Genomic DNA, 22,766 nt, shown 5'->3' with positions numbered 1-22,766 from the left:
ATGTCCGGCTACGGCCCTCCCACCCGCTTCAACGAAGAGGCCGCGACCTTCACGGTGCGCGGCAGCGACACGCCCGATCTCGACGCGGGCGTGGCCGCGATCCGCAACGTCGTGCGCACCCTGCCGCTCAAGGCGGGCGTGTACCGGATGCAGGATGCCAAGGGCGACGTGCTCTACGTTGGCAAGGCGCGCGCGCTGAAGAGCCGCGTCACCAACTACACCCAGGTCGCCAACCTCTCGACCCGCCTGAAGCGCATGGTCGCGCAGACCCGGTCGATGACCATCGTCACCACCAACAACGAGGCGGAGGCGCTGCTGCTCGAAGCGCAGCTGATCAAGCGCTACCGCCCGCCCTACAACGTGCTGCTGCGCGACGATAAGAGCTTCCCGTTCATCCTGCTGAACAGCGAGCACGAGTTCCCGCGCATCCAGAAGCATCGTGGCGCGCGGCGCACCAAGGGCGATTATTACGGCCCGTTCGCCAGCGCGGGCAGCGTCAACACCACGCTCAACGCGCTCCAGAAGCTGTTCCTGCTCCGCTCGTGCACCGACGGCTTCTTCAAGACGCGCGACCGGCCGTGCCTGCTCTACCAGATCAAGCGCTGTTCGGCCCCTTGCGTCGGCCGGATCGACGAGGCGGGCTATCGCGACCTCGTCGGGGATGCGCGCCGCTTCCTGTCGGGCAAGGCGACCGACGTGCAGGCCAAGCTCGGCGCGCAGATGCAGGCGGCGGCGGAGGCGATGGATTTCGAGCTCGCCGCGGTGCTGCGCGACCGGCTGAAGGCGCTCACCTTCATCCAGGGCAGCCAGTTCATCAACGCCGAAGGGATGGGCGACGCGGACATCTTCGCGCTCGCCAGCCATGAAGGGGTGATGGGCATCCAGGCCTTCTTCATCCGCGGCGGGCAGAATTGGGGCCATCGCAGCTTCTTCCCCGCACACACTGCGGAGGTCGCCGAGGACGAGGTACTCGTCCAGTTCATGACCCAATTCTATGAGGAGGTGCCGCCGCCCCGCGCGATCCTGGTCGATCGCACGCTGGGGGAGGGGGCGCTTCTGGAGCAGGCGCTGTCCGACGCGGCAGGCTACAAGGTCGCGGTCTCGGTTCCCCAACGCGGCACCCGGCGCCGGCTGATGGAACAGGCCGAACGCAACGCGCGCGAGGCGCTGGAGCGTCGCCTCGCCGAATCGACCACCCAGGCCAAGCTCAACCGTGAGCTGGCCGAGCTGTTCGATCTGCCCGAACCGCCCGACCGGATCGAGGTCTACGACAACAGCCACATTCAGGGCACCAATGCCGTGGGCGCGATGGTGGTCGCCGGGCCGGAGGGCTTCCGCAAGGGCCAGTATCGTAAGTGGAACATCAAGGAAGCGCAGACCGACAGCGACGTGGGCATGATGCGCGAGGTGTTCCGCCGCCGCTTCGCCCGCCAGCTGGAGGAAAGCCCTGATCGCGATGATGGCACCTGGCCCGATCTGGTGCTGATCGACGGCGGCCGCCCCCAACTCGACGCCGCCCGGGCGACGCTGGAGGATCTCGGCATCGAGGACGTCTGCCTGGTCGGCGTCGCCAAGGGCCCGCACCACGGCCGCGAGGGCCGCGAAGTCTTTCACCTGATGGGTGGAGGGGAGCGGATGCTCCCCGTTAACTCGCCCCTGCTGTTCTACATCCAGCGCCTGCGCGACGAGGTCCACCGCTTCGTCATCGGCGCGCACCGCGAGAAGCGCGCCAAGGCGATCGGCGCCAGCCCGCTGGACGAGGTGCCCGGCATCGGCCCCAGCCGCAAGAAGGCGCTGCTGATGCACTTCGGCACCGCCCGCGCGGTGCGCGATGCCAGCCTGGCCGATCTCCAGAAGGCGCCCGGCATCTCGGCGGGCGTCGCGCAGCAGGTGTACGACTTCTACCACGCCAAGTGATCGCACCAAGTGATTGCGGATGCTTGCCGCGCGCGCCGATGCCGCTAGTCTGCGGCGCGGGGTTTCAACGGGGAAAACAGGGTCATGCCGCGATTGCCGATTGTCTTCGCGCTGCTTGCGTCCAGCAGCATCGCGCACGCCGGCGACAAGGTGCTCTACCAGCCGGTGCCGTCCTGGGTGAAGCCGGCGCCGCCCATCGACACCGCCAAGCTGGGCGATGACGCGCCGGTGCTGCTGGTGATCGACAACCAGCAGAAGATCGAAGGCGGCAAGGTCTGGGCCTATGTGGAAACGGCCACCCGCGTTGCCAGCCCGCAGCTGCTAGGCCCGATCGGTCAGGTGCAGCTGCCGTGGCAGCCGGCGCAGGGTGATCTGATCGTCCACAAGCTGGAGATTCTCCGCGGTGCGCAGCGGATTGACCTGATCAAGGGTGGCGATCCGTTCACCGTGCTGCGCCGCGAGCAGCAGATGGACCGTCGCGTGCTGGATGGCATGCTCACTGCCACCCTGCCAGTGGAAGGTCTGGCGGTCGGCGACGTGCTCCACCTGGCGGTGACAACCAGTCGACTTGATCCCACGCTGAAGGGTGAGGTGCAGAGCGCCGCGCCGCTGATCGCCGACCCCGTTCGCGTTCAGTTCGCACGGACTCGTTTTCTGTGGCCCGATACGGTTGACCTGCGTTGGAAGGCCTATTTGGGGGGCGTGACGCAGTCTCCAACAATCGCCGGCGGCTGGCACGAACTGACGGTTGCCATGCCGCTTCCCAAGCAGCCCGACGTTCCGGGCGACGCGCCGCTCCGCTTCCAGAATCTGCCATTGCTCGAGGTGAGTAGCTTCAAAGACTGGGGCGCGGTGTCTAAGGCGATGGCGCCGCTCTACGCCACTGAGGGGCTGATAGCTCCCGGCAGTCCGCTCGCGGCAGAGGTGGGCAGGATCGCCAAGGCCACCGCCGATCCGCTCGCCCGCACCGCCATGGCGCTGCGACTGGTGCAGGATCAGGTCCGTTACCTGATGCTGGGCATGAACACCGGCAATCTGGTTCCGCAACTGCCCACCCAGACGTGGGAAAGTCGTTACGGCGATTGTAAGGCCAAGACGCTGTTGCTGCTTGCGATGCTCCACGAGCTTGGCGTGGAAGCAGAACCGGTGCTGGCCAACCTCAAGGCCGGATCTTTGATCCCCTCCCGCCTTCCTGGCGTCGGGGCGTTCGACCACGTGCTGGTCCACGCCATTGTGGGCGGCGAAAGCCTGTATCTGGACGGCACTACCATCGGCACGCGGGAGCAGGACCTGCGCGACGTGCCGCCTTATGCGACCGTGCTGCCGGTCCGTGCTGCCGGCGCGACGCTGGTGACGCTGCCCGCCCGGCCGGATGCGCGACCTGGCCTCGCCGTTACGATTGATCTGGACGAAAGCGCCGGGCTGAACCTGCCTGCGCCTTTCACCGCAACGGTGGTGGTGCGCGGCGCGCTGGCGGAACAGATCAAGGGCGGCATTGCGCAGGGGAGCAAGGCCGAAACCGAGAAGTTCGTCGAGTTCTTCTTCAAGGACTTCGTTGACACGCCCGAGGTGGTCACTCACGCGATCCGCTTCGATGCGGAGGCCTCGACCGCCACCATCACCGCTTCCGGCATCGCCTATCCGGGCTGGACCACTGAGAACCGGCGCCTAAAGACGGTGGTAGACCGCCTGGTCAAGGACATGGAGTTCAAACCGGATCGCGCACGTAGCGCCTGGGCGACGGTCCCGGTCCGGACCGCCGATCCGGGACATAATGTGCTGACCACCCGCATCACGCTGCCGGGCGGCGGCGCCAATTTCGTGATCGAAGGCGACCGGGCGATGGACGGCCGGCTCGCGGGAACGGTGATCAGCCGAGCCATCACGCAGACCGGGGCGGTGGTGACGATCACGGAGACCAGCAGGACCGACGGCGCCGAGATTGCGGCGGTCGATATCCCGGCGGAACGGCAGAAGCTTGCCCAGGCGCAGACGCGAATGCCCCGGCTCGTCGCCCCGGCCGACTATCCGGCACGCTGGAGGCTTGCGAGCGAAGGCCGCAAGAGCAAGACGTTCGCGACTCTATCGGCGCTCTATGCCAAGCGGATCGCCGCCGATCCGGACGATGCCGAGCGACTGACCGATCGTGCCTGGTTCCTGGAGCGGATCTACGATCGCCGCGGCGCGCTTGCCGACCTTGATCGCGCAATCGCGCTGGAACCCAAAGCCGACACGTACCTGACCCGCGCGTCACTCCATTACGCGCTAGGCGATACCGCGCAGGCGATCGCCGATGCCGAAGCCGCGCGCAAGCTTGATCCCGGGTCTGAGTCGGCGATCAACACCCTGGCCGATCTCCAGTCTCAGGCCGGCAACAGCGATGTCGCGCTGGCGCTGATGCAGGAGCGGATCGACGCCGGCGGAAAGGAAGTCGCCGACTTCCTGTCGAGCAAGGCGGAGTTCCAGGCGAGGGCCGGGAAGGGTGAGGACGCGCTGGCGACGATCGACGACGCTTTGGCGCAGCGGCCGGGCAGCCCGGCCCTCCTGAACTCGCGCTGCTGGATCAAGGGCCTGGTGAACACCGCGCTTGATACCGCGCTGAAGGACTGCACAAAGGCGATCGAACTGGCCGACTCGGCGCAGGCGGCGCTGGACAGCCGCGCGCTGGTCTATTTCCGTCTCGGCCGGATGGAGGACGCGCTCAGCGATCTGGAGGCGGTTCTCGAAACCAGCCCGGACATGGCGGAAAGCCTCTACATGCGGGGCGTGATCCGGCGTCGTCAGGGCAACACGGCGGAAGGCGATGCCGACCTCGCGGCGGCGCGTTTCCTCGAACCGCAGATCGACCGCACATACGTCCGCTTCGGCATCAAGCCGTAGCGTTCGCCGCCCACCAGCCGCCAACGCGGCCGCGCTCTTCGGGGGTCAGCTCCACCCCGATTTTGGATCGCCGGTCGAGCGCGTCGGCGGCGGAGCGGGCGAACTCCTCGTCGCGCATCCAGCGGGCCTCCAGCTCGGTCAGACCACCGCCCAGCTCGGCGCCAAGGCCGGCCGCGTCGGAGACGCCGGACAGCATCTCGGCGAGGCGGCAGCCATAGGCGCGCGCCATCCGCTCGGCACGTGCGTCGCCGAGGAATGGCCAGGTCGCGCGGACCTGCGCGACGAAGCTGGCGAAGTCGTCGATCGCGCCGCCGGGGAACACGCGCGCGCGGGTCACCGGGTGCGCGGCGATGCCGAGCAGCGGGGCGAGCTTGCCCATCGCCTCCTCGGCCAGGTGGCGTGCGGTGGTGATCTTGCCGCCGAAGATGCTGAGCAGTGGAGGGCCGGCGTCATCGAGTTCGAGCACATAGTCGCGCGTCACCGCGCGCGCCTCGCTCACCCCGTCGTCGTAGAGCGGGCGCACGCCCGACCAGATCGCCACCACGTCCGATGGTGCGATCGTCCGGGTGAAATAGCGGTTCGCCGCGTCGCAGAGATAGGCGACCTCGTCGTCCGAAATTCGCGCGTCCTCGGGCCGGTCGACCGGCACGTCGGTGGTGCCGATCTCGGTGCGGCCCTGCCAGGGGATGGCGAAGACGATCCGCCGGTCGGGCTGCTGGAGGATATAGGCGTGGTCGCCCTCGTACAGCCGCGGCACGACGATGTGGCTGCCCTTGACCAGCCGCACGCCCGCGGCGGCATTGACGCCGGTGCGTGCCAGCGCCTCCGCCACCCAAGGCCCCGCCGCGTTGACGATCGCGCGGGCGCGGACCTGCTCGCCATCCGCCAGCGTCGCCAGCCAGCCGTCGCCATCGCCCCCGTTCTCTCTGCGCGCGCCGGTGAACTCGGTGCGGGTGCGGATGGTGGCGCCGTTCGCCGCCGCGTCGACCGCGTTGAGCACGGTGAGGCGCGAGTCATCGACGAAGGCGTCTGAATAGACGAAGCCCTTGCCGCCGGTCTTCAGCGGCGCGGCATAAGCGGTGTCGCCGGCGCGCAACCCGCGCGAGCGGGGCAGGGTCATCCGCCCGCCCAGGAAATCGTAGAGGTACAGGCCCAGCCGAACCAGCCACCACGGCCGCACCGCATGCTGGTGCGGCAGCACGAAACGCATCGGCCGGATGATGTGCGGCGCCGCCTTCACCAGCCGCTCGCGTTCTCGTAGGGCTTCGGCGACCAGCTTGAAGTCATAATATTCGAGGTAGCGGATGCCGCCGTGGATCAGCTTAGACGAAGCGGAGGAGGTGTGACTGGCGAGGTCGTCGCGCTCGGCCAGCAGCACCGTGAGGCCAAGCAGCGCCGCCTCGCGCGCGATCGCGCAGCCGTTGATGCCGCCGCCGACGATCAGCAGGTCGTATGCCAGCGTTGTCATAGAGCTTCCATATCCTTGGCCGTCCCGCGAAGTCGAGAACGGATGACGCGCGCTCCGGTCGCGCCTATCTCTCGCCCATGAGAAAACCCGCCGGGCTGCCCACCCGCCAGCAGATCCTCGATTTCATCGCCACCAGCGACCAGCCCGCGGGCAAGCGTGAGATCGCGCGCGCCTTCGGCCTTTCCGCGCAAGACAAGATCGTGCTCAAGGCCCTGCTCAAGGACATGGCGGATGAGGGGCTGATCGACTCCGCTCCTGGCCGCGCCTTCCACAAGATGGGCGGCCTGCCCAAGGTGACGGTGCTGCGCGTCGCGGACGTGGACGAGGGCGGCAACGTCTGGGCGATGCCCGAGCGCTGGGAGGCGGAGACGCCCGCGCCGAAGCTTCGCGTGCGCGAGCGCAAGCGCGGTGCGCTGGGGGTCGGCGAGCGGATCCTCGCGCGCACCGAGGAGGCGGGGAACGGCTGGATCGCGCACCCGATGAAGGTGCTCGCCCCTGCCGCCGAGCAGATGATCGGCGTGCTCCGCCGTGAGGGCGACCGCTTCTGGCTCCAGGGCGTCGAGAAGAAGGAGCGGCGCGAGTTCCCCGTGTCCGATGTCGGCGATGCCGATGCCGGCGACCTCGTCCTCGCCGAGCGTGCCGGCCGCCCGCCCCGGATCACCGCGCGCGTGGTGCAGCGGCTGGGCGATCCGTTCGCCCCGCGCAGCTTCTCGCTGATCGCGATCCACAAGCACGGCATCCCGGATCGTTTCACCGCCGAAACGATTGAGGAAGCCGAGCGCGTCGCGGGCTCTTATCTGCGCGAGGATCGAGAAGATCTGCGGCATTTGCCCATCGTCGCGATCGACCCCGCCGACGCCCGCGACCATGACGACGCGGTCTGGGCGACACCCGACGACGATCCCGCCAACCCGGGCGGCTGGCGCGCGATCGTCGCGATCGCCGACGTGTCCTTCTACGTCCGCCCCGGCTCCCACCTCGACCGCGAGGCGCGCGCGCGCGGCAATTCGGTCTATTTCCCCGACCGCGTGGTGCCGATGCTTCCGGAGGTGCTGTCGGCGGATGTCTGCTCGCTCAAGGAAGGCGCAGATCGCGCAGCGCTTGCCTGCCACCTCCAGGTCACCGCGGCGGGCGTGCTCAAGTCGTGGCGGTTCACCCGCGCGATCGTGCGGATCGCAGCCAATATCGCCTATGAGGATGCGCAGGCGATCGTGGATAGCAAGCCCCTCCCCTTCAGGGGAGGGGTTGGGGGTGGGGACAGTGTCTCAACGAGACCTGCGCCCGCTGACAGGCCCCACCCCAACCCCTCCCCTGAAGGGGAGGGGCTTAGGGATATCCTCCTACCCCTGTGGGACTGCTGGCGCGCGCTGGCTGCGGCGCGGGACAAGCGCGAACCGCTCGACCTCGACCTGCCCGAGCGGCGGGTGATGCTCGACGAGAAGGGCCGCATCATGTCGGTGGCGCCGCGCGAACGGCTCGATGCGCACCGCTTGATCGAGGATTACATGATCGCCGCCAATGTCGCCGCTGCCAAGGCGCTGGAGGCGAAGAAGGCGCCGGTGATGTACCGCATCCACGAGCCGCCGACGCGCGAGAAGCTGGTCGCGCTCAAGGATTATCTGGAAACGTTCGGCGTCGCCTTCGCGCTCGGCCAGGTGATCCGCCCGGCGACGTTCAACGCGATCCTCGCCAAGGTGGGCGAGGCCGATTTCCGCCCGCAGGTGATGGAGCAGGTGCTGCGATCGCAGACCCAAGCCTATTACGGGCCTGCCAACGCCGGGCATTTCGGCCTGTCGCTCGGCTCCTATGCGCATTTCACCTCGCCGATCCGGCGGTACGCGGACCTGATGGTCCATCGCGCGCTGGTCTCTGCCTACGGGCTCGGTACGGGCGGGCTGAACGGCGATGAGGATTTCGACCGCATCGGCCAGACCATCTCCGCGCTGGAACGCCGCGCGATGGAGGCAGAGCGCGAGACGATCGACCGCTATGTCGCGGCCTATCTGTCCGAGCGGGTCGGCGAGACGGTGGAGGCTCGGATCACCGGTGTCACCAACTTCGGCTTCTTCGCGACGGTGGAGGGAGTCGGCGGGGACGGGCTGATGCCGGTGCGCGATCTGGGCGGGGAATATTTCCGCTTCGACGAGGCGAGCCAGCGGCTGGTCGGCGAGAGCAGCGGTGACGTCTATGCCTCGGGGCAGACGCTCCAGCTGCGTCTCGCCGAGGCGAACCCGGTTTCGGGCGCGCTGCGCTTTGAGATGCCCGAAGGGAAGGGCGCGCTGCCGCCGCGGCGTGAGGAGCGCCCGCGGCGCGTGATCAAGAAGCGCGGAAGGCCGGCGAACATCCGCCACCAGGGGAAGCGGTGATGGTCAGGCGGTAAACGTCATCCCCGCCTTCGCCATCAGCCGGTCGCGCAGCGGCACGCCCATCAGTGCCCCCGGCGTCCAGATGCCGCCCTCGCCGGCCACGTCCTGCACCAGACACAAGGCGCTCTCCGCCAGCATCTTCGACGTGCAGCCGTAGCCGGGGTCGCGGTCGCCGGTGACCACCGCGTCGATCCGCCCGCCGTCCGGCATCAGCCCGGCGAAGAGGATGTCGAAATGGCCGGTCTCGCGCTCTTCCTTGCTCGGTCCCTCGCCAGGTTTGGGCCCGCTGTCGCCCGCGAACGGATTGAGCTTGGCGAGCGCCTCCGCGGCCGCCTTGCCCAGGTCGCCCAATCCGGTGACCACCATCTCGTCATAGACGAAGTCGGCGCCATAGGGCTGGTCGAGCAGGAAATTGGTGCGGTGGACGTTCTTGGTGTTGATCGGCGCCATCACGAAGGGCGCGACCCAGGCGTTGATCGTCGGATCATATTCGGGGAGTAGTCCGGCCGGCTGGTGCGCGCCGCTGTGCCCCGGCGTCAGCGCAAAGGGGCTGGCGAGCAGCGCTATCAGCGAGGGATCGCGCGCCGCCGCCGCCATCGTCGCCTTGAGGCTCGCCGCGGTGCCACCGGAGAAGCCACCCTTCATCGAGCGGACGCGGCACTTCACCTGCGGCGCCGGCCTTCCGAAGCGGGCCCGCGCCGCCTCCTGGAGCGTCAGCACGCCGAGATCGAAGGGGATCGAATCGAAGCCGCAGGAGAAGACGATGCGCGCGCCGCTCGCCTTCGCCGCCTGGTGATGCGCGTCGATCATCTGCCGCATCCAGCCCGGCTCGCCGCATAGGTCGACATAAGCGGTGCCGGTCGCGGCGCAGGCGGCGACCAGGTCGCTGCCGTAGACCTGGTACGGGCCGACGGTGGTGATCACTACTGTGGTGCGCGCGCACATGGCGCGCAGCGAGGCGGCGTCGTCGGAGTTGGCGGTGAGCAGCGGAGTCGACTCGGGTAGGCCGAGGTCGTCGCGGACCAGCCGGAGATTGGTGAGCGAGCGCCCGGCCATCGCCCAGCGCACGCCGGCGGGATAGCTGCCCGCGAGATACTCGGCGACCAACCGGCCGGTATAACCGGTCGCGCCATAGACGATGATGTCGAAGTCAGCCACGCGCCTCTCCCTCTCTTTTGCGGAGAGGCTACTACGCCGCCATGTCGAACTGCAAACTCGCCAGCCGTGCGTAGAGGCCGCCCTGCGAGACCAGCGCCTGGTGCGTGCCTTCCTCGACGATGCGGCCCTCGTCCATCACCACGATGCGCCCGGCGGCGCGCACGGTGGCGAGGCGGTGGGCGATGACGATCGTGGTGCGACTGGCCATCAGCCGTTCGAGCGCCTCCTGCACCAGCCGCTCGCTCTCCGCGTCAAGCGCGCTGGTCGCCTCGTCGAGCAGCAGCAAGGGCGCATCGCGGAGAAGCGCGCGGGCGATGGCGACACGCTGGCGCTGACCGCCAGACAGGCGCGCGCCGCCCTCGCCGAGATAGGTGTCGAGCCCGTCAGGCAGCTTGCGCAGGAACTCCGCTGCATTCGCCGCCTCCGCCGCCGCCCAGATCGCGTCGTCCCCGGCCTGCCACTGGCCGTAGCGCAGGTTGTCGCGCGCGCTGGCGGCGAAAATCACCGTTTCCTGCGGTACCATGGCAATGCGCGAGCGGACCGCGGCGGGATCGGCATCGCGCAGGTCGATACCGTCGAGCGTCACCCGGCCCGCGTCGGGATCGTAGAAGCGCTCGATCAGCTGGAACAATGTCGACTTGCCCGCGCCGGAGGGGCCGACCACCGCCACCGTCTCGCCCGGCGCGACCGACAGGCTGAAATCGTGCAGCGCCGCAGTGTCCGGGCGGGTGGGATAGCGGAACTCGACCCCCTCGAATGCGACCGCGCCGCGCGCGGGTTGCGGCAATGCGCGCGGCGTCGCCGGCGCGGCGATCTCCGGCCGCGCCGCCAGCAGCTCGGCGAGCCGACCCGCGGCACCGGCTCCGCGCAGCAGGTCGCCATAGACCTCGGTAAGCGCGCCGAATGCGCCCGCGACGATGCCGCCGGTCAGCACGAAGGCGGCGATCGACCCGCCGGAGAGGCGCCCGGCGGCGACATCGATCGCGCCCTCCCACAGCACCATGGTGACCGAGCCGAACACCAAAGCGATGACGATCGCGGTCATCGCCGCACGCAGCGCGATACGCCGCCGCGCCGCCGCCATGGTCGCCTCCACCGCCTCGGTGAAGCGCCCGCTCTCGCGTGCCTCCTGTCCGAACGCCTGGACGATCTTCATCGCGCCCAGCACTTCGCCGGTGATGGTGCCGACATCGGCGATCCGATCCTGCGAGGTGCGGCTCTGGTTGCGGATGCGGCGGCCGAGCAGCGCCAGCGGCAGGATGATCGCGGGGATTGCCAGCATCAGCAGCCCGGCAAGCTTGGGCGAGATCACGAACAGGTAGATCACGCCTCCGATGCCGGTGACGATGTTGCGCAGCGCCACGGACACGGTGGAGCCGACCACCATCTCGATCTGCGCGGTATCGGAGGTGAGGCGCGAGGCGATCTCGCCCGGGCGATTCTCCTCGAAGAAGCCGGGCGAAAGCGTCATCAGGTGGCGCTGCACGGCGAGGCGGATGTCGGCGACGACGCGCTCGCCCAGCCATGAGACGAAGTAGAAGCGGATCGCGGTGGCGATCGCCAGCACCGCGACGATCATCAGCAGATAGTGGAACGAGCCGGCGACGGTGCTTTCGTCCTGCCCGGGGCCAAAGCCGCGGTCGATCACCCGCTTGAAGGCATAGGGAATGCCGATCGTTGCGGCTGACGTGACGGTCAGCGCGGCGACGGAGGCGGCGATGTGCGCGGGGTAGCGGGTCGCGCGGTGCCAGACCAGGCCGAGGTCGCTCATGCGCCGGCGCGGCCGTTCAGGTTCGGCAGGGTTCATGGCCTGCCCGCCTACACTGTCCGGTGTCGGAACGGCAACGCCCACGGTCAAACGGGAGCCGACGTTGCATGCGGCGCGTTATCCGTTACGAAATGCGAGATTCGCTCGGCTACAGGATACCCGATGCTCTACGACGCCTACGAGTTCCAGCGCTCCCTGCTCAACACCGCCAGTTCGATGGCCAGTTTCGGCGCGGGCATGTGGTCCAACCCGGCAAACCCGTTCTCCTATTTCGGCGGCGGACAGGTGATCGCCTCGGCGCTGGAGGTGTTCGCCCACGCCTCTGCGCCGCGCGGCAAGCCGGCCTTCGGCATCGATCGTGTCGAGGTGGACGGCCGCGAGGTGGCGGTGCAAGAGGAGGTCGTGCTGTCGAAGCCGTTCGGCGATCTCAAGAAGTTCGTCCGCGAAGGTGTCGAGGGAAGCCCCAAGCTGCTGATCGTCGCGCCGATGTCCGGCCACTTCGCGACGCTGCTGCGCGGCACGGTGGAGCGGATGCTGCAATCGGCGGAGGTGTACATCACCGACTGGCATGATGCGAAGCTGGTGCCGACCGCCGCGGGCAAGTTCGACCTCGACGATTACGTCGACTATCTGGTCGAGTATCTGGAGCAGATCGGGCCGGGCGCGCACATGCTCGCGGTCTGCCAGCCTTCGGTGCCCAGCTATGCCACCGTCGCGCTGATGAGCGCCGACCAGCACCCGTGCCGTCCGAAGACGCTGACGATGATGGGCGGGCCGGTCGACACGCGCGAGGCGCCCACCGCGGTCAACACGCTGGCGACCGAGCGGCCGTTCGCCTGGTTCGAGCAGAACGTGATCGCCACCGTGCCGGGCATGTATCCGGGCGCGGGGCGCAAGGTCTACCCCGGCTTCCTCCAGCTTAGCGGCTTCATGTCGATGAACCTCGGCAACCACATGCTGAGCCATTGGGAGATGTTCAAGCATCTGGTCCGCGGCGACGGCGAGAGCGCGGACGCGACCAAGACCTTCTATGACGAATATCGTTCGGTCTGCGACATGACCGCCGAATTCTACCTCCAGACGATCGATGTCGTGTTCCAGACGCATAAGTTGCCCAAGGGCGAATTCGTTCATCGCGGCCGCCTTGTCGATCCCGGCGCGATCACCGACGTGGGGCTGCTGGCGATCGAGGGCGAGCGCGACGATATCTCGGGCCTGGGCCAGACCAAGGCGGCGCTGACGCTGGCGACGAACCTGAACGATGCGAAGAAGTGCTATCTGATGGCCGAGGGCGTCGGCCATTACGGCATCTTCAACGGCTCCAAGTGGCGCACCCGCATCGCACCGGTGCTGGAGGAGTGGATCGCAAGCAACGGCTGAGGCCTTTACGGGCGCGTCGAAACGGGCATTCTGGAGGAGACCTCCAGGAGATCTCGATGCGCCTTCTCGTCGCCGCCTTTGTCCTTTCGCTTGCCACCCCCGCCGCCGCTGAGACGGTGGTCGTCACCGCGGCGCGGATGCTGGAGGTGGAGAGCGGGCGCGTCGTCGCGCAGCCGGTGATCGTGGTGACGGATGGGCGCATCGCCTCGATCGCCTCCGGGTCGGGGCAGCGGCCGCAGATCCCGACGGATGCCAAGCGCATCGACCTGGGCGACGTGACGATCCTGCCCGGGCTGATCGACATGCACGTCCACCTCACCAGCCTGGCGGAGGTGGGCGGTTACCAGACGCTGAAATATACCGACAGCTTTTGGGGCGCGGTGGGCGTTGCCAATGCGGCCAAGACTTTGCGGGCGGGCTTCACCACGGTGCGCAACGTCGGCGCTGCGGATTTCCAGGATGTCGGCCTCAAGGAAGCGATCGACGGCGGCTGGGTGATCGGGCCGCGGATCGTGCCGGCGGGCTATGCGATCGGCGCGACCGGTGGCCATTGCGACGACAATGCGCTGCCGCCCTCCTATGACAAGCAGCTGCCCAGCGTGGTCAATTCGCCGGCCGAGGGGCGCGCCAAGGTGCGCTGGCTGCACAAATATGGTGCCGAGGTGATCAAGATCTGCGCCACCGGCGGCGTCTTCTCGCTGGGCGATTCGGTCGGCGGGCAGCAGCTCAGCGTCGAGGAGATGAAGGCAATCGCCGACGAGGCGCACATGCTGGACATGAAGGTCGCGGCGCATGCCCATGGCGACGAGGGGATCAAGGCGGCGATCGTCGCGGGCATCGACACGATCGAGCACGCCAGCCTCGCCTCCGATGAGGCGATGCGCCTCGCCATCCAGCACAAGACCCGCTTCTCGATGGATATCTACAACGACGACTACATCCTGGCGACCGGCACCGCCAACGGCACCGAGCAGGAGAGCCTGGACAAGGAGCGCGCGATCGGCCTGAAGCAGCGCCAGACCTTCCAGCGCGCGGTGGGGCTGGGCGTGGCGATGGTGTTCGGCAGCGACGCGGGCGTCTATCCGCATGGCGACAATGCCAGGCAATTCAGCAAGATGGTAGAATGGGGCATGACCCCGGTGCAGGCGATCCGCGCTGCGACCAACGCCGCGGCGGAGGCGCTGGGTCGGAGCGATGTGGGCTCGCTCAGCGTCGGCAAATGGGCGGACATGGTGGCGGTGACGGGTGACCCCACCGCCGACGTGCGTGTGCTGGAGCGGCCGGCGGCGGTGCTCAAGGGCGGCGTGCCGGTGGCACTCGACTGATCGGCAAGCGTTCACCCCCGATATTGGGAGAGTGACGCATGGACGATGACGCGCGCCAGCAGGCCTATGCCGATTTCAACGAGGCGGTGAACATGGCCCCCGCGGCGCTGGAGACGTTCCTCGACAGCGAGGATTCGAAACGCGTTGGCTGGAAGGGCGAGGACGGCAAGGGATCGGGCGAGAGCGTCGGCCACAAGTCCGGCAAGCGGATCATCGAGATCAAGCGGACCAAGAAGGCCGACCTGACCGACGACGATTATGCGCACATGAAAAAGGTGGTCGGCTACGTCCACCGCCACCTGGCGCAGGGCGGTCCGGCCGAGGACAAGGAACACAGCGACTGGCGCTATTCGTTGATGAACTGGGGGCACGACCCCTGCAAGTGAGCGCTGCCTGACGATGCTGCGGAGCGGAAGTTGACACTAAGTTGACACCGTCGCGCGTGTTGGCCGGGGCGGCAGCGGATGAGCGCGGACGCGTCGCCGATCGTCGCGTGGCGAGCGGAGGCGGGTGGATCGACAGTAGAAAGAGCCTGAACGTGTAAGTACCACGCACGGGGCTTGTAGGACAGCGGCAATGGTTTCGGCGTGAGGACGCGGCGCCGACACGTTTCTTTCACTTCCCCGGCGAACGCCGGGGCCCAATATCGGGCCGCTCCCAGCTGGACCCCGGCGTTCGCCGGGGAGGCATATCAGTCCTTGCGGATCGACGTCTCTCCGTCGGATGGGATCAACTGATCCACTGCCTCCGCCAGCCTCTCGTCGAGGTGTTCCAGTAGCGCGGTCCAGTCATGGATGCCGGTCAGTTCGCCCGGTCCATCGGAAACGCCGCGCAGGCCCATCACCGGCACGCCGTAGCGGGCGGCGGCGCGCACCACCGCGAAGGTCTCCATGTCGACAAGGTCCGCGTCGATCGAGTCGTACCGCGCGCCGGTGACGACGTCGGCGCCGGTGGAAAGTGTGGCGGTAGGAAGATCGAGCGGGGTGGCGAGTTCCAGCCAGCCGGAATGATCGGCGAAGGGCGTCACACCCGCCTCGAAGCCGAGCGGGCTTGCGTCCATGTCTCGCCACGAAACGCGGCTGATCTGGTGGACGCTGCCGAGCGGGCGGCGGCGCGAACCGGCGGAGCCGAGCGAGACGATGAGGTCGGGCAACGTGCCGGCGGCGGCGAATTCGGCGAGCGCGGCGGTGGTGGCGATCGCCGCCTCGATCGGGCCGACACCGGTGAACAGCGGCACGAAGCGGCGCTGGAGGTGGGCGAGATATTCCTGGCCGAGCGCCATGGCGAAGAGGATGCGGCGGCCGGCGAGGGGGGTGAGGGGAGTCATGGAGATGTCCTACTTGCCCCTCTCCGTTCTGGGGAGATGGAGAGGCGCGCAGCGCCGAGGGAGAGGGGAAGTGCGGTGAGTGGCGTGACTCTCACTGACCCTCTCCCGACCTCGCCTTCGGCTCGGCCACCCTCTCCCCAAAAGGGGAGAGGGAACTGGTTAGTCCACCACCTTGCTCACCGCCGCGCTCCACCCGGCCAGCCGCGCGTCGCGCACGGCATCGTCCATCGCCGGCTCGAACGCCTCCACGTTGCCGCGCATCGCCTTGGCCGCGGCGAGGTCCGCGAACCAGCCGCAGCCCACGCCCGCCAGCATCGCCGCGCCCAGCGCGGTGGTCTCGGCGAAGCGGGGGCGTTCCACCGTCAGCGCGAGCATGTCGGCGAGGTCCTGCGCCATCCAGTCGTTGGCGACCATGCCGCCATCGATGCGCAGCCGCGACCAGTCGGCGCCATCCTTGGCGAAGGCCTGCTTCAGGTCATGTGCCTGGTGCGCCATCGCCTCCAGCGCGGCGCGGACGATGTGCGCCTTGCCGCTGGAGAAGCTGAGCCCGCTGATTGCGGCGCGCGCCTCGGGCTCCCACCACGGCGCGCCGAGGCCGGAAAGGGCAGGGACGAGGTAGACGCCGGCATTGTCCTCGACCGAGCGGGCGAGCGCGTCGGTTTCCGCGGCGTCGTGGATGAGGCCGAGCGAATCGCGCAGCCATTTCACGAGGCTGCCGGCGACGAACACCGATCCTTCGAGCGCATAGTTGCGCTTGCCGCCGAGCTGCCACGCGACGGTGGAGAGCAGGCGATGCTCGGAGCGGCGCGGCGTCTCGCCGCACTGGGTGAGGATGAAGGCGCCGGTGCCGAAGGTCGCCTTGGTATCGCCTTCGGTGAGGCAGGCCTGGCCGATCGTGGCGGCCTGCTGGTCGCCCGCGAGGCCGCAGATCGGGATGGCGCCGCCGAACTGCCGCGTCTCGCCGAAGGTGCCGGCGCAATCGACGATCTCGGGCAGCGCCGCGCGGGGAACGCCAAACAGGTCGCACAGCCCCTCGTCCCAGCCGCCATCGAGCGCCATCAGCGCGGTGCGGCTGGCATTGGACGCGTCGGTGACGTGCGCGCCGGTGAGCTTCCACACCAGCCAGCTTTCCACCGTGCCGATCGCCAGCAGATCGCCCGCCGCGCGGAGCTGTGGCCATTCGCGCATCGCCCAGCCGATCTTGGAGGCGGAGAAATAGGGATCGAGGATGAGGCCGGTGGTCGCCTGCACCTGCGGCTCGTGCCCCGCCTCGCGCAAGCCGCGGCACGCTTCGGCGGTGCGGCGGTCCTGCCAGACGATCGCGGGGGTGAGCGGCTCGCCGGTCTGCCGGTCCCAGAACACCATTGTCTCGCGCTGGTTGGTGATGCCGATCGCGGCGATGTTGGCAGGACCGCCCGCCTGCGCCAGCATCGCGCCCGCCACCCGCAAGGTCTTGCGCCAGATCTCGGCGGCGTCATGCTCGACCCAGCCGGGGCGCGGATAGCTCTGGGTCAGCTCCGCCTGTTCGACCGCGCGGCACTCTCCCTCGCGAGTGAACAGCATCGCACGGGTCGAGGTGGTGCCCTCGTCGATCACCAGGATGAATTCTGACACCGTTATCCTCCCTGGCTGTGTCGTAGCGCCACTATCCACCCGCCGCAAAGCCGCTAACGTCAGACACATGGCGGATCGCGGCATGTTACCGGTACACGATGAAGACGAGGCGCGGATCGCGCTCAGGCGGGACCGGCTGCTCGCCTCTCTGACGCTGACCGCAGCGCTGGGCCTGATGGTGGGGCTGCCGTTCGCGCTGGCGGCGGGGGCGGAGTTCTTTCTGCCCACCACCGCGGCGCTGGTGATCGGCATCGCGCTGATCCCGCCGCTCGAATGGCTGGAGCGGCGCTACATTCCCTCCACGCTGGCGGCGCTGATCTGTGTGCTGATCTTCCTGGTGATCGCCAATGTGGCGCTGGCAGCGATCGTGGTGCCGGCGACCGACTTCTTCCGGCTGCTGCCCAATCGGATCGACCGCATCCAGGCGAACCTGGCACCGTTGCTGGACCTCTACTCCAACCTGGAACGCTATGCCAACCGGGCGCTGCGTCAGATCGCCACCACGCCGATCCGCTCCTCGCCCACCGCCGCGGTGGCGCCGCCGCGCTCGATCCTGGAACTTGCCGCGACCAGCGCGCCGGCGGTTATCATCCAGACGCTCTATGCGGTGCTGGTGGTGTTCTTCTTCCTGGCCGGCTGGACGCGGATGCGGCAGCGGACGATCACCGCGCGCTCCAGCTTCGGCGGCGCGATGGCGACCGCGCGGGTGATCCAGGATGTGGTGGACGACGTCTCCGCCTATCTGGGCACGATCACCGCGATCAACATCATCCTGGGGCTGCTGGTGGCGCTGGCAATGCACGCGATCGGCATGCCCTTTCCGCTGATGTGGGGCGGCATCGTCGCCCTCTTCAACTACATCCCCTATTTCGGACCGCTGATCGCGGCGCTGCTGCTCGCCATCGGCGGGCTGATGACCTTTTCCGACATCTGGACCGCGCTGGCCGCGCCGGCGATCATGTACGGGATGCACCTGGTGGAGGCGAATGTGGTGACGCCGCTGATCGTCGGGCATCGGCTGACGATCAATCCGGTGCTCATTTTGATCTCCATCAGCTTCTGGGGATGGATCTGGGGCACGGTGGGCGCGCTGCTGGCGGTGCCGCTGTTGATCATCATCCAGACGATTATCGCCGCGGCGGGCAAGCCCGACATCGCCGGCTTCCTGTTCGAACACGGTACGCTGACCCGTGCGCCATCGGATCGTGAAGGATTGTCGGATTCGGGCGTTGACAGCCCGGCAAGGGGGCCCTAGCAGCGCGCCTCACGCTTTTGCGAGCGGGTGTAGCTCAGTTGGTTAGAGCGCCGGCCTGTCACGCCGGAGGTCGCGGGTTCGAGCCCCGTCACTCGCGCCATTGCCCCTGTCGATCGGGCGCAACAATCGCGCAACATAGCCGCTTCCCGACCGTTACGGTTCCACAACATTGGTGGAGCGGATGGCGCAGGCGCATTTCCCGGATGGTGTTGAGGACCGGCATGTTGCGGTGCCGTCGCGCCTGCATCGCCACGCCAATCCCTTGTCGCTGCTGCTGCTTGGCGGGATGATCGTGCTCGCGCTGTTCGGCATTCTGGGCGGGCGCAGGGCGGAGACACTCAGCGCGACCTCCTCCGCCGCCGACCTCGCCGTGACGGTGCCGCACACGATGCGCAGCGGCATCTTTTTCGAGATGCGGGTGGAGGTAACCGCGAAGCGTGCCATCGCCGATGCGGTGGTCGCGATCGACGCGTCCGCCTGGCACGACCTGACCATCAACACGCAGATCCCCGCCGCCGACAAGGAGGAGGCGACCGATGGCGTGTTCCGCTTCCACTATGGCCCGCTCAAGGCCGGCGAGCGGCTGACGATGAAGGTGGACGGGCAGATCAACCCGCCGCTGACCGTCGGCACGCGCGGGCGGGTCGCGCTGCTCGACGGCGAGGCCGAATTGGCGTCGGTGCCGCTCCACATCCGGGTGCTGCCGTAATGGACATCGTGCTGCGCGCTACCGCGATGTTCTTTGCGGTGTTCCTGCTGCTCCGCCTGCTCGGCAAGCGCGAGCTGGGGCAGATGGCGCCGTTCGAGGTGGTGGTCCTGGTGGTGATCGGCGACCTGATCCAGCAGGGCGTGACCCACAATGACTTCAGCATCACCGGCGCGGTGCTGGCGATCGGCACCTTCGCCTTCTGGGCCGTAGCGTTGGGCTGGCTGACCTACGCCTTTCCGCGACTGAAGGGCGCACTGGAGGGCGAGCCGCGCGTGATCATCCGCGACGGCGCGCTGATCGAGCGCAACCTGCGCCGCGACCGGATGACTCGCGGCGAGGTCGAATCGGAGATGCGGTTGGCCGGCATCGGCCGGATGGAGGAGGTCTCCTGGGCGATCCTGGAGCCGCAGGGCAAGATCAGCTTCATCAAGCGGTCCGATGCCGAACAAGGGGGGCGCGCGCAGCAGCAGGACGACGACGGGCCGGCGCGCTGAGCGCGATTGCGTCCCGGAGCCTCCGCGTTACACAAGGATCATGCGCGACACCGTGATTTTCGATTTCGGCGGGGTGATCACCTCGTCTCCGTTCGAGGCGTTCAACCGACTGGAGCGCGAGCGCGGGCTGCCGGCGGACTTCATCCGCCGGGTCAACGCGCTCTCGCCGGACGACAATGCCTGGGCGCGGTTCGAGCGCGCGGAGATCGACGCGCGGCATTTCGATGCGGCGTTTGCGGAAGAGGCCAAGGCGCTCGGCCATGAGGTGCGCGGGGAAGATGTTCTTGCGGTGCTCGCCGGCGACGTGCGGCCGCGGATGGTGCATGCGCTCGATTGGCTGCGGCGGCACGGCTATCACCTGGGCTGCATCACCAACAACGTGCCGACCGGCCAGGGCGCGGGCATGGCGCGCACCGCCGACAAGGCGCGCGCGGTGGCCGAGGTGATGCAGCGGTTCGACTGCGTGCTGGAAAGCAGCAAGGTGGGCGTGCGCAAGCCCGATCCGCGCATCTACCAGATGATGTGCGAACATCTCGGCCGTCGGCCCGACGAATGCGTGTACCTCGACGACCTGGGCATCAACTGCAAGCCGGCGGCGGCACTGGGGATGGCGGCGATCAAGGTCTCGACCGAGGACCAGGCGCTGACCGAACTGGCGCAGGTGCTGGGGGTGGAGGCGGGGAGCTTCTGACGCGGTGGGTCTCGGCTGAACCGCCGGATCAGGTGTGTCCCCGCGAAGGCGAGGACCCTGTCTGAGCTCACGCCCTTGCGGGAGCAAATCGGGGACAAACGGGCCAGCACGGGGAGCAACTCCGGACCATTTCAGCCGTTGCCCCGCCATGCGCGTGGTTACGCTGCCAGCTCCCGACGATTTCAATGCCTGGCGCGACGCGGCGCGCGGGCTGATCGCCGCCGCGGTGCCGCCCGATGACGTGGTGTGGCAGGTGGGCGCGGAGGCGGGGGACCTGTTCGCCGCTGCCGAGACGCCCGCGCCGCCGCGGCACGATCCGGTCGGCCCCGCCTTCACCGTGCCGCGCGCGTTCCTCGATCTCGCCCGCAACGTGATCCTGCACCGCGATGCTGAGCGCTTCGCCCTGCTCTACACGATGCTGGACCGGCTGCGCACCGAGCCGCGGCTGACCGATGACCATGCCGATCCCCTGGTCCGGCGGTTGGAGGGGCTGGCCAAGCATGTCCGCCGCGACATCCACAAGATGCGCGCCTTCCTCCGCTTCCGCGAAGTGCCGGAGGAGGCGGGGAGCCGCTACGTCGCCTGGTTCGAGCCCGAGCACCATATCGTGCGCGCCAACGCCGCCTTCTTCGTCAATCGCTTCGCCAGCATGCGCTGGTCGATCCTGACGCCCGAGGTGGCGCTGCATTGGGACGGCGCGATGCTGTCCGAGGGTCCGGGTGCGAGCCGCGCCGACGCACCGGAGGGCGACCCGACCGAGGAGGTGTGGAAGACCTATTACGCCAGCATCTTCAATCCCGCGCGCGTCAAGGTTGGCGCGATGCTGAAGGAGATGCCGCGCAAATATTGGAAGAACATGCCCGAGACCGCGCTCGTCCCCGAGCTGCTGGCAACGGCGCAGGCACGGGAGAGCGGCATGATCACCAGGGCGCAGTCCGCCGAGATCGGCGGCAACAGCCGGATCGCCTGGGAAGCGCTGCGGGAGGAGGCGATGGGCTGCACCCGCTGTCACCTCCACAAGCATGCGACGCAGACCGTGTTCGGCGAGGGGCCGATCGAGGCGCGGCTGATGTTCGTCGGCGAGCAGCCCGGCGACCAGGAGGACCTGGCCGGCCAGCCCTTCGTCGGCCCGGCGGGGCAGGTGTTCAACCGCGCGCTCGCCGCGGCGGGGATCGCGCGCGAGGACACCTACGTCACCAATGCGGTGAAGCACTTCAAGTTCGAGCCGCGCGGCAAGCGCCGCATCCACGCCAAGCCCGACGCGGGCGAGATCGAGGCGTGCCGCTGGTGGATCGAGCAGGAGCAGATGCTGCTGCGCCCCAAGGTGATGGTGGCGCTGGGCGCCACCGCGGCGCGATCGCTGTTCGGCAAGGTGATGACGATCAGTCGCGAGCGGGGCCGCGCGCTCCAGCTTCCCGGCGGGGGCGCGGCGTGGATCACCGTCCATCCCAGCTATCTGCTGCGCCTCCCCGACGAGGCGGCGAAACGCGGCGAGTTCGACCGCTTCGTCGAAGACCTGAGGGCCGCCGCGGCAACCGTGTGACGACTGTGCCACATCGGGTGTCGCAGCCGCCACAATCCCTTGTGGAGCTGCCTTGCCGGCGATAGCGCGACGGCGGGATGGGGTTCGATGCGGGGGAATCGTGAGGATCGTCAGGAGGTGCGTCGCGCTGATCGCGCTGGCCACGGTGATGCTGTTCGCCGCCGGCACAGCGCCGCCGCTGCGTGCGCCGATCGCTGTGTTCGTGCATGGTGGCGGCTGGGTTTCCGGCACGCCGGCGATGGGCGATCCGCTGTCCGGCTTCTTCCGGGGACGCCAGTTCCTGTTCGCCTCGATCGACTATCCCAAGCCGCCCACGGTGCCGCTGATGAGCAGCGTGGAGCAGGTGCAGCGGCAGATCGCCAATGCGGTGCGCAGCGGCCCTTCGGTGGTGGTGGCGCATTCGGCGGGGGCGCATCTTGCCGCCACCGCCGCCTTCCGCCCTGACGCGCCGCCGATCCGCTGCCTGATCCTGCTCGACGGCGTCGGCTATGACCTGGTCGGCCTGCTCAAGGCCAATCCCACGTTGCAGCAGCGGCTGGGGCTGACGTGGCGCCAGGCGGCGGCCTTGTCGCCCACAGAATTGGCCACCGATTCGATGCGGCGACCGGCGGTGCTGCTCGCCGCCGGGGGTGATGCGCGCGGCACCGCGGATCAGGCGCGCAGGTTCGCCTGGGTGCTGCGCGGCAACGGCATGGACGTGACGGTGAAGATCTTCCCCGGCGCCGCGCACAATGATTTCCGCACCGCTTTCCTGGATCCGAACAGCCCGATCGCCAGGGCGGCGGCGGCCTTCCTGGCGGCGCATCCGGGCTGTTCGAAGTAGCGGTCCGAAACGTCAATCCTTGTCGCGGTTGGCGAACAGCACCGCGGC

At 68.4% G+C, this 22,766-nt stretch carries 17 protein-coding genes and 1 tRNA gene; 13 read left to right on the top strand and 5 right to left on the bottom strand.

Translation table 11 applies throughout. The annotated features are described in order from the left end of the window. Positions 1 to 1,917, top strand: a complete 1,917-nt coding sequence (gene uvrC, locus ACFDTH_RS08140; RefSeq protein ID WP_375287034.1) for an excinuclease ABC subunit UvrC — start codon at positions 1 to 3, stop codon at positions 1,915 to 1,917. 84 nt (positions 1,918 to 2,001) lie between these two features. Next, positions 2,002 to 4,797 (top strand): DUF3857 domain-containing protein, encoded by a 2,796-nt coding sequence (locus ACFDTH_RS08135; RefSeq protein ID WP_375287033.1) that lies wholly within the window; start codon positions 2,002 to 2,004, stop codon positions 4,795 to 4,797. On the opposite strand, the gene glpD is transcribed toward ACFDTH_RS08135, so the two are convergent. Further along, positions 4,787 to 6,265 carry a glycerol-3-phosphate dehydrogenase gene (glpD, locus tag ACFDTH_RS08130; RefSeq protein ID WP_375287032.1) on the bottom strand — a complete coding sequence of 493 codons (1,479 nt, stop codon included), beginning with the start codon at positions 6,263 to 6,265 and terminating at the stop codon, positions 4,787 to 4,789. The genes ACFDTH_RS08135 and glpD overlap by 11 nt on opposite strands. A 77-nt stretch (positions 6,266 to 6,342) precedes the next feature. Between glpD and ACFDTH_RS08125 the strand changes: the two genes are divergently transcribed. Next, positions 6,343 to 8,631, top strand: a complete 2,289-nt coding sequence (locus tag ACFDTH_RS08125) for a ribonuclease R family protein (protein ID WP_375287031.1) — start codon at positions 6,343 to 6,345, stop codon at positions 8,629 to 8,631. Between the two features lie 3 nt (positions 8,632 to 8,634). Here the strand turns inward: ACFDTH_RS08125 and ACFDTH_RS08120 are convergent, their stop codons facing one another. Together ACFDTH_RS08120 and ACFDTH_RS08115 are read right to left on the bottom strand one after the other, a co-directional pair. Further along, positions 8,635 to 9,789, bottom strand: coding sequence for a saccharopine dehydrogenase family protein (locus ACFDTH_RS08120; protein WP_375287030.1), 1,155 nt, complete (start codon positions 9,787 to 9,789; stop codon positions 8,635 to 8,637). Positions 9,790 to 9,820: 31 nt separating this feature from the next. After that, on the bottom strand, positions 9,821 to 11,560 hold the full coding sequence (locus ACFDTH_RS08115; RefSeq protein ID WP_375287029.1) for an ABC transporter transmembrane domain-containing protein: 1,740 nt from the start codon (positions 11,558 to 11,560) through the stop codon (positions 9,821 to 9,823). A gap of 159 nt (positions 11,561 to 11,719) precedes the next feature. Here ACFDTH_RS08115 and ACFDTH_RS08110 point away from each other — a divergent pair, with 159 nt between their 5' ends. Genes ACFDTH_RS08110 through ACFDTH_RS08100 form a run of 3 tightly spaced genes read left to right on the top strand, consistent with a single transcriptional unit; the run spans position 11,720 to position 14,648 of the window. Continuing rightward, positions 11,720 to 12,937 carry a polyhydroxyalkanoate depolymerase gene (locus ACFDTH_RS08110; RefSeq protein ID WP_375287028.1) on the top strand — a complete coding sequence of 406 codons (1,218 nt, stop codon included), beginning with the start codon at positions 11,720 to 11,722 and terminating at the stop codon, positions 12,935 to 12,937. 56 nt (positions 12,938 to 12,993) lie between these two features. Then, a complete protein-coding gene (locus tag ACFDTH_RS08105; protein WP_375287027.1) occupies positions 12,994 to 14,262 on the top strand; it encodes an amidohydrolase family protein in 1,269 nt (422 codons plus the stop codon). A 38-nt stretch (positions 14,263 to 14,300) separates the two neighbouring features. Continuing rightward, positions 14,301 to 14,648, top strand: coding sequence for a DUF3140 domain-containing protein (locus ACFDTH_RS08100; protein ID WP_375287026.1), 348 nt, complete (start codon positions 14,301 to 14,303; stop codon positions 14,646 to 14,648). A gap of 305 nt (positions 14,649 to 14,953) precedes the next feature. Here the strand turns inward: ACFDTH_RS08100 and ACFDTH_RS08095 are convergent, their stop codons facing one another. Together ACFDTH_RS08095 and glpK are read right to left on the bottom strand one after the other, a co-directional pair. Further along, complete coding sequence (locus tag ACFDTH_RS08095) at positions 14,954 to 15,589, bottom strand: 5'-methylthioadenosine/S-adenosylhomocysteine nucleosidase (RefSeq protein ID WP_375287025.1); 636 nt, start codon at positions 15,587 to 15,589, stop codon at positions 14,954 to 14,956. Positions 15,590 to 15,748: 159 nt separating this feature from the next. Continuing rightward, a complete protein-coding gene (glpK, locus tag ACFDTH_RS08090) occupies positions 15,749 to 17,203 on the bottom strand; it encodes a glycerol kinase GlpK (protein ID WP_375287024.1) in 1,455 nt (484 codons plus the stop codon). A gap of 82 nt (positions 17,204 to 17,285) precedes the next feature. Between glpK and ACFDTH_RS08085 the strand changes: the two genes are divergently transcribed. The 7 genes from ACFDTH_RS08085 to ACFDTH_RS08055 all read left to right on the top strand — a co-directional run bounded on the left by ACFDTH_RS08085 (position 17,286) and on the right by ACFDTH_RS08055 (position 22,718). Continuing rightward, the gene (locus ACFDTH_RS08085; protein ID WP_375287023.1) at positions 17,286 to 18,458 is read left to right on the top strand and encodes an AI-2E family transporter; all 1,173 of its coding nucleotides are present in this window, start codon (positions 17,286 to 17,288) and stop codon (positions 18,456 to 18,458) included. A gap of 23 nt (positions 18,459 to 18,481) precedes the next feature. Next, positions 18,482 to 18,558, top strand: a tRNA-Asp gene (locus ACFDTH_RS08080). 81 nt (positions 18,559 to 18,639) lie between these two features. Then, complete coding sequence (locus ACFDTH_RS08075) at positions 18,640 to 19,167, top strand: hypothetical protein (protein WP_375287022.1); 528 nt, start codon at positions 18,640 to 18,642, stop codon at positions 19,165 to 19,167. After that, positions 19,167 to 19,661, top strand: a complete 495-nt coding sequence (locus ACFDTH_RS08070; RefSeq protein ID WP_375287021.1) for a DUF421 domain-containing protein — start codon at positions 19,167 to 19,169, stop codon at positions 19,659 to 19,661. The genes ACFDTH_RS08075 and ACFDTH_RS08070 overlap by 1 nt, the downstream gene beginning before the upstream one ends. A gap of 40 nt (positions 19,662 to 19,701) precedes the next feature. Continuing rightward, entirely contained in the window at positions 19,702 to 20,352 is a 651-nt protein-coding gene (locus ACFDTH_RS08065) for an HAD-IA family hydrolase (protein ID WP_375287020.1), read from the top strand. A 148-nt stretch (positions 20,353 to 20,500) separates the two neighbouring features. Further along, entirely contained in the window at positions 20,501 to 21,895 is a 1,395-nt protein-coding gene (locus ACFDTH_RS08060; protein ID WP_375287019.1) for a UdgX family uracil-DNA binding protein, read from the top strand. A 100-nt stretch (positions 21,896 to 21,995) separates the two neighbouring features. Further along, entirely contained in the window at positions 21,996 to 22,718 is a 723-nt protein-coding gene (locus ACFDTH_RS08055; RefSeq protein WP_375287018.1) for an alpha/beta hydrolase, read from the top strand. The last annotated feature ends 48 nt before the right edge of the window (positions 22,719 to 22,766 follow it).

The sequence above is a fragment of the Sphingomonas sp. genome (genome assembly GCF_042096255.1).
Lineage (GTDB): Bacteria > Pseudomonadota > Alphaproteobacteria > Sphingomonadales > Sphingomonadaceae > Sphingomonas.
This window is presented reverse-complemented; position numbering and strand designations above follow the sequence as displayed.

Coding starts and splice junctions, on each gene's coding strand:
- ACFDTH_RS08060 (WP_375287019.1), top strand. CDS start 20,501: ATGCGCGTGGTTACGCTGCCAGCTCCCGACGATTTCAATGCCTGGCGC.
- ACFDTH_RS08125 (WP_375287031.1), top strand. CDS start 6,343: ATGAGAAAACCCGCCGGGCTGCCCACCCGCCAGCAGATCCTCGATTTC.
- ACFDTH_RS08115 (WP_375287029.1), bottom strand. CDS start 11,560: ATGAGCGACCTCGGCCTGGTCTGGCACCGCGCGACCCGCTACCCCGCG.
- ACFDTH_RS08065 (WP_375287020.1), top strand. CDS start 19,702: ATGCGCGACACCGTGATTTTCGATTTCGGCGGGGTGATCACCTCGTCT.
- ACFDTH_RS08110 (WP_375287028.1), top strand. CDS start 11,720: ATGCTCTACGACGCCTACGAGTTCCAGCGCTCCCTGCTCAACACCGCC.
- uvrC (WP_375287034.1), top strand. CDS start 1: ATGTCCGGCTACGGCCCTCCCACCCGCTTCAACGAAGAGGCCGCGACC.
- ACFDTH_RS08135 (WP_375287033.1), top strand. CDS start 2,002: ATGCCGCGATTGCCGATTGTCTTCGCGCTGCTTGCGTCCAGCAGCATC.
- ACFDTH_RS08075 (WP_375287022.1), top strand. CDS start 18,640: ATGGCGCAGGCGCATTTCCCGGATGGTGTTGAGGACCGGCATGTTGCG.
- ACFDTH_RS08095 (WP_375287025.1), bottom strand. CDS start 15,589: ATGACTCCCCTCACCCCCCTCGCCGGCCGCCGCATCCTCTTCGCCATG.
- ACFDTH_RS08105 (WP_375287027.1), top strand. CDS start 12,994: ATGCGCCTTCTCGTCGCCGCCTTTGTCCTTTCGCTTGCCACCCCCGCC.
- ACFDTH_RS08100 (WP_375287026.1), top strand. CDS start 14,301: ATGGACGATGACGCGCGCCAGCAGGCCTATGCCGATTTCAACGAGGCG.
- ACFDTH_RS08085 (WP_375287023.1), top strand. CDS start 17,286: ATGTTACCGGTACACGATGAAGACGAGGCGCGGATCGCGCTCAGGCGG.
- glpD (WP_375287032.1), bottom strand. CDS start 6,265: ATGACAACGCTGGCATACGACCTGCTGATCGTCGGCGGCGGCATCAAC.
- ACFDTH_RS08070 (WP_375287021.1), top strand. CDS start 19,167: ATGGACATCGTGCTGCGCGCTACCGCGATGTTCTTTGCGGTGTTCCTG.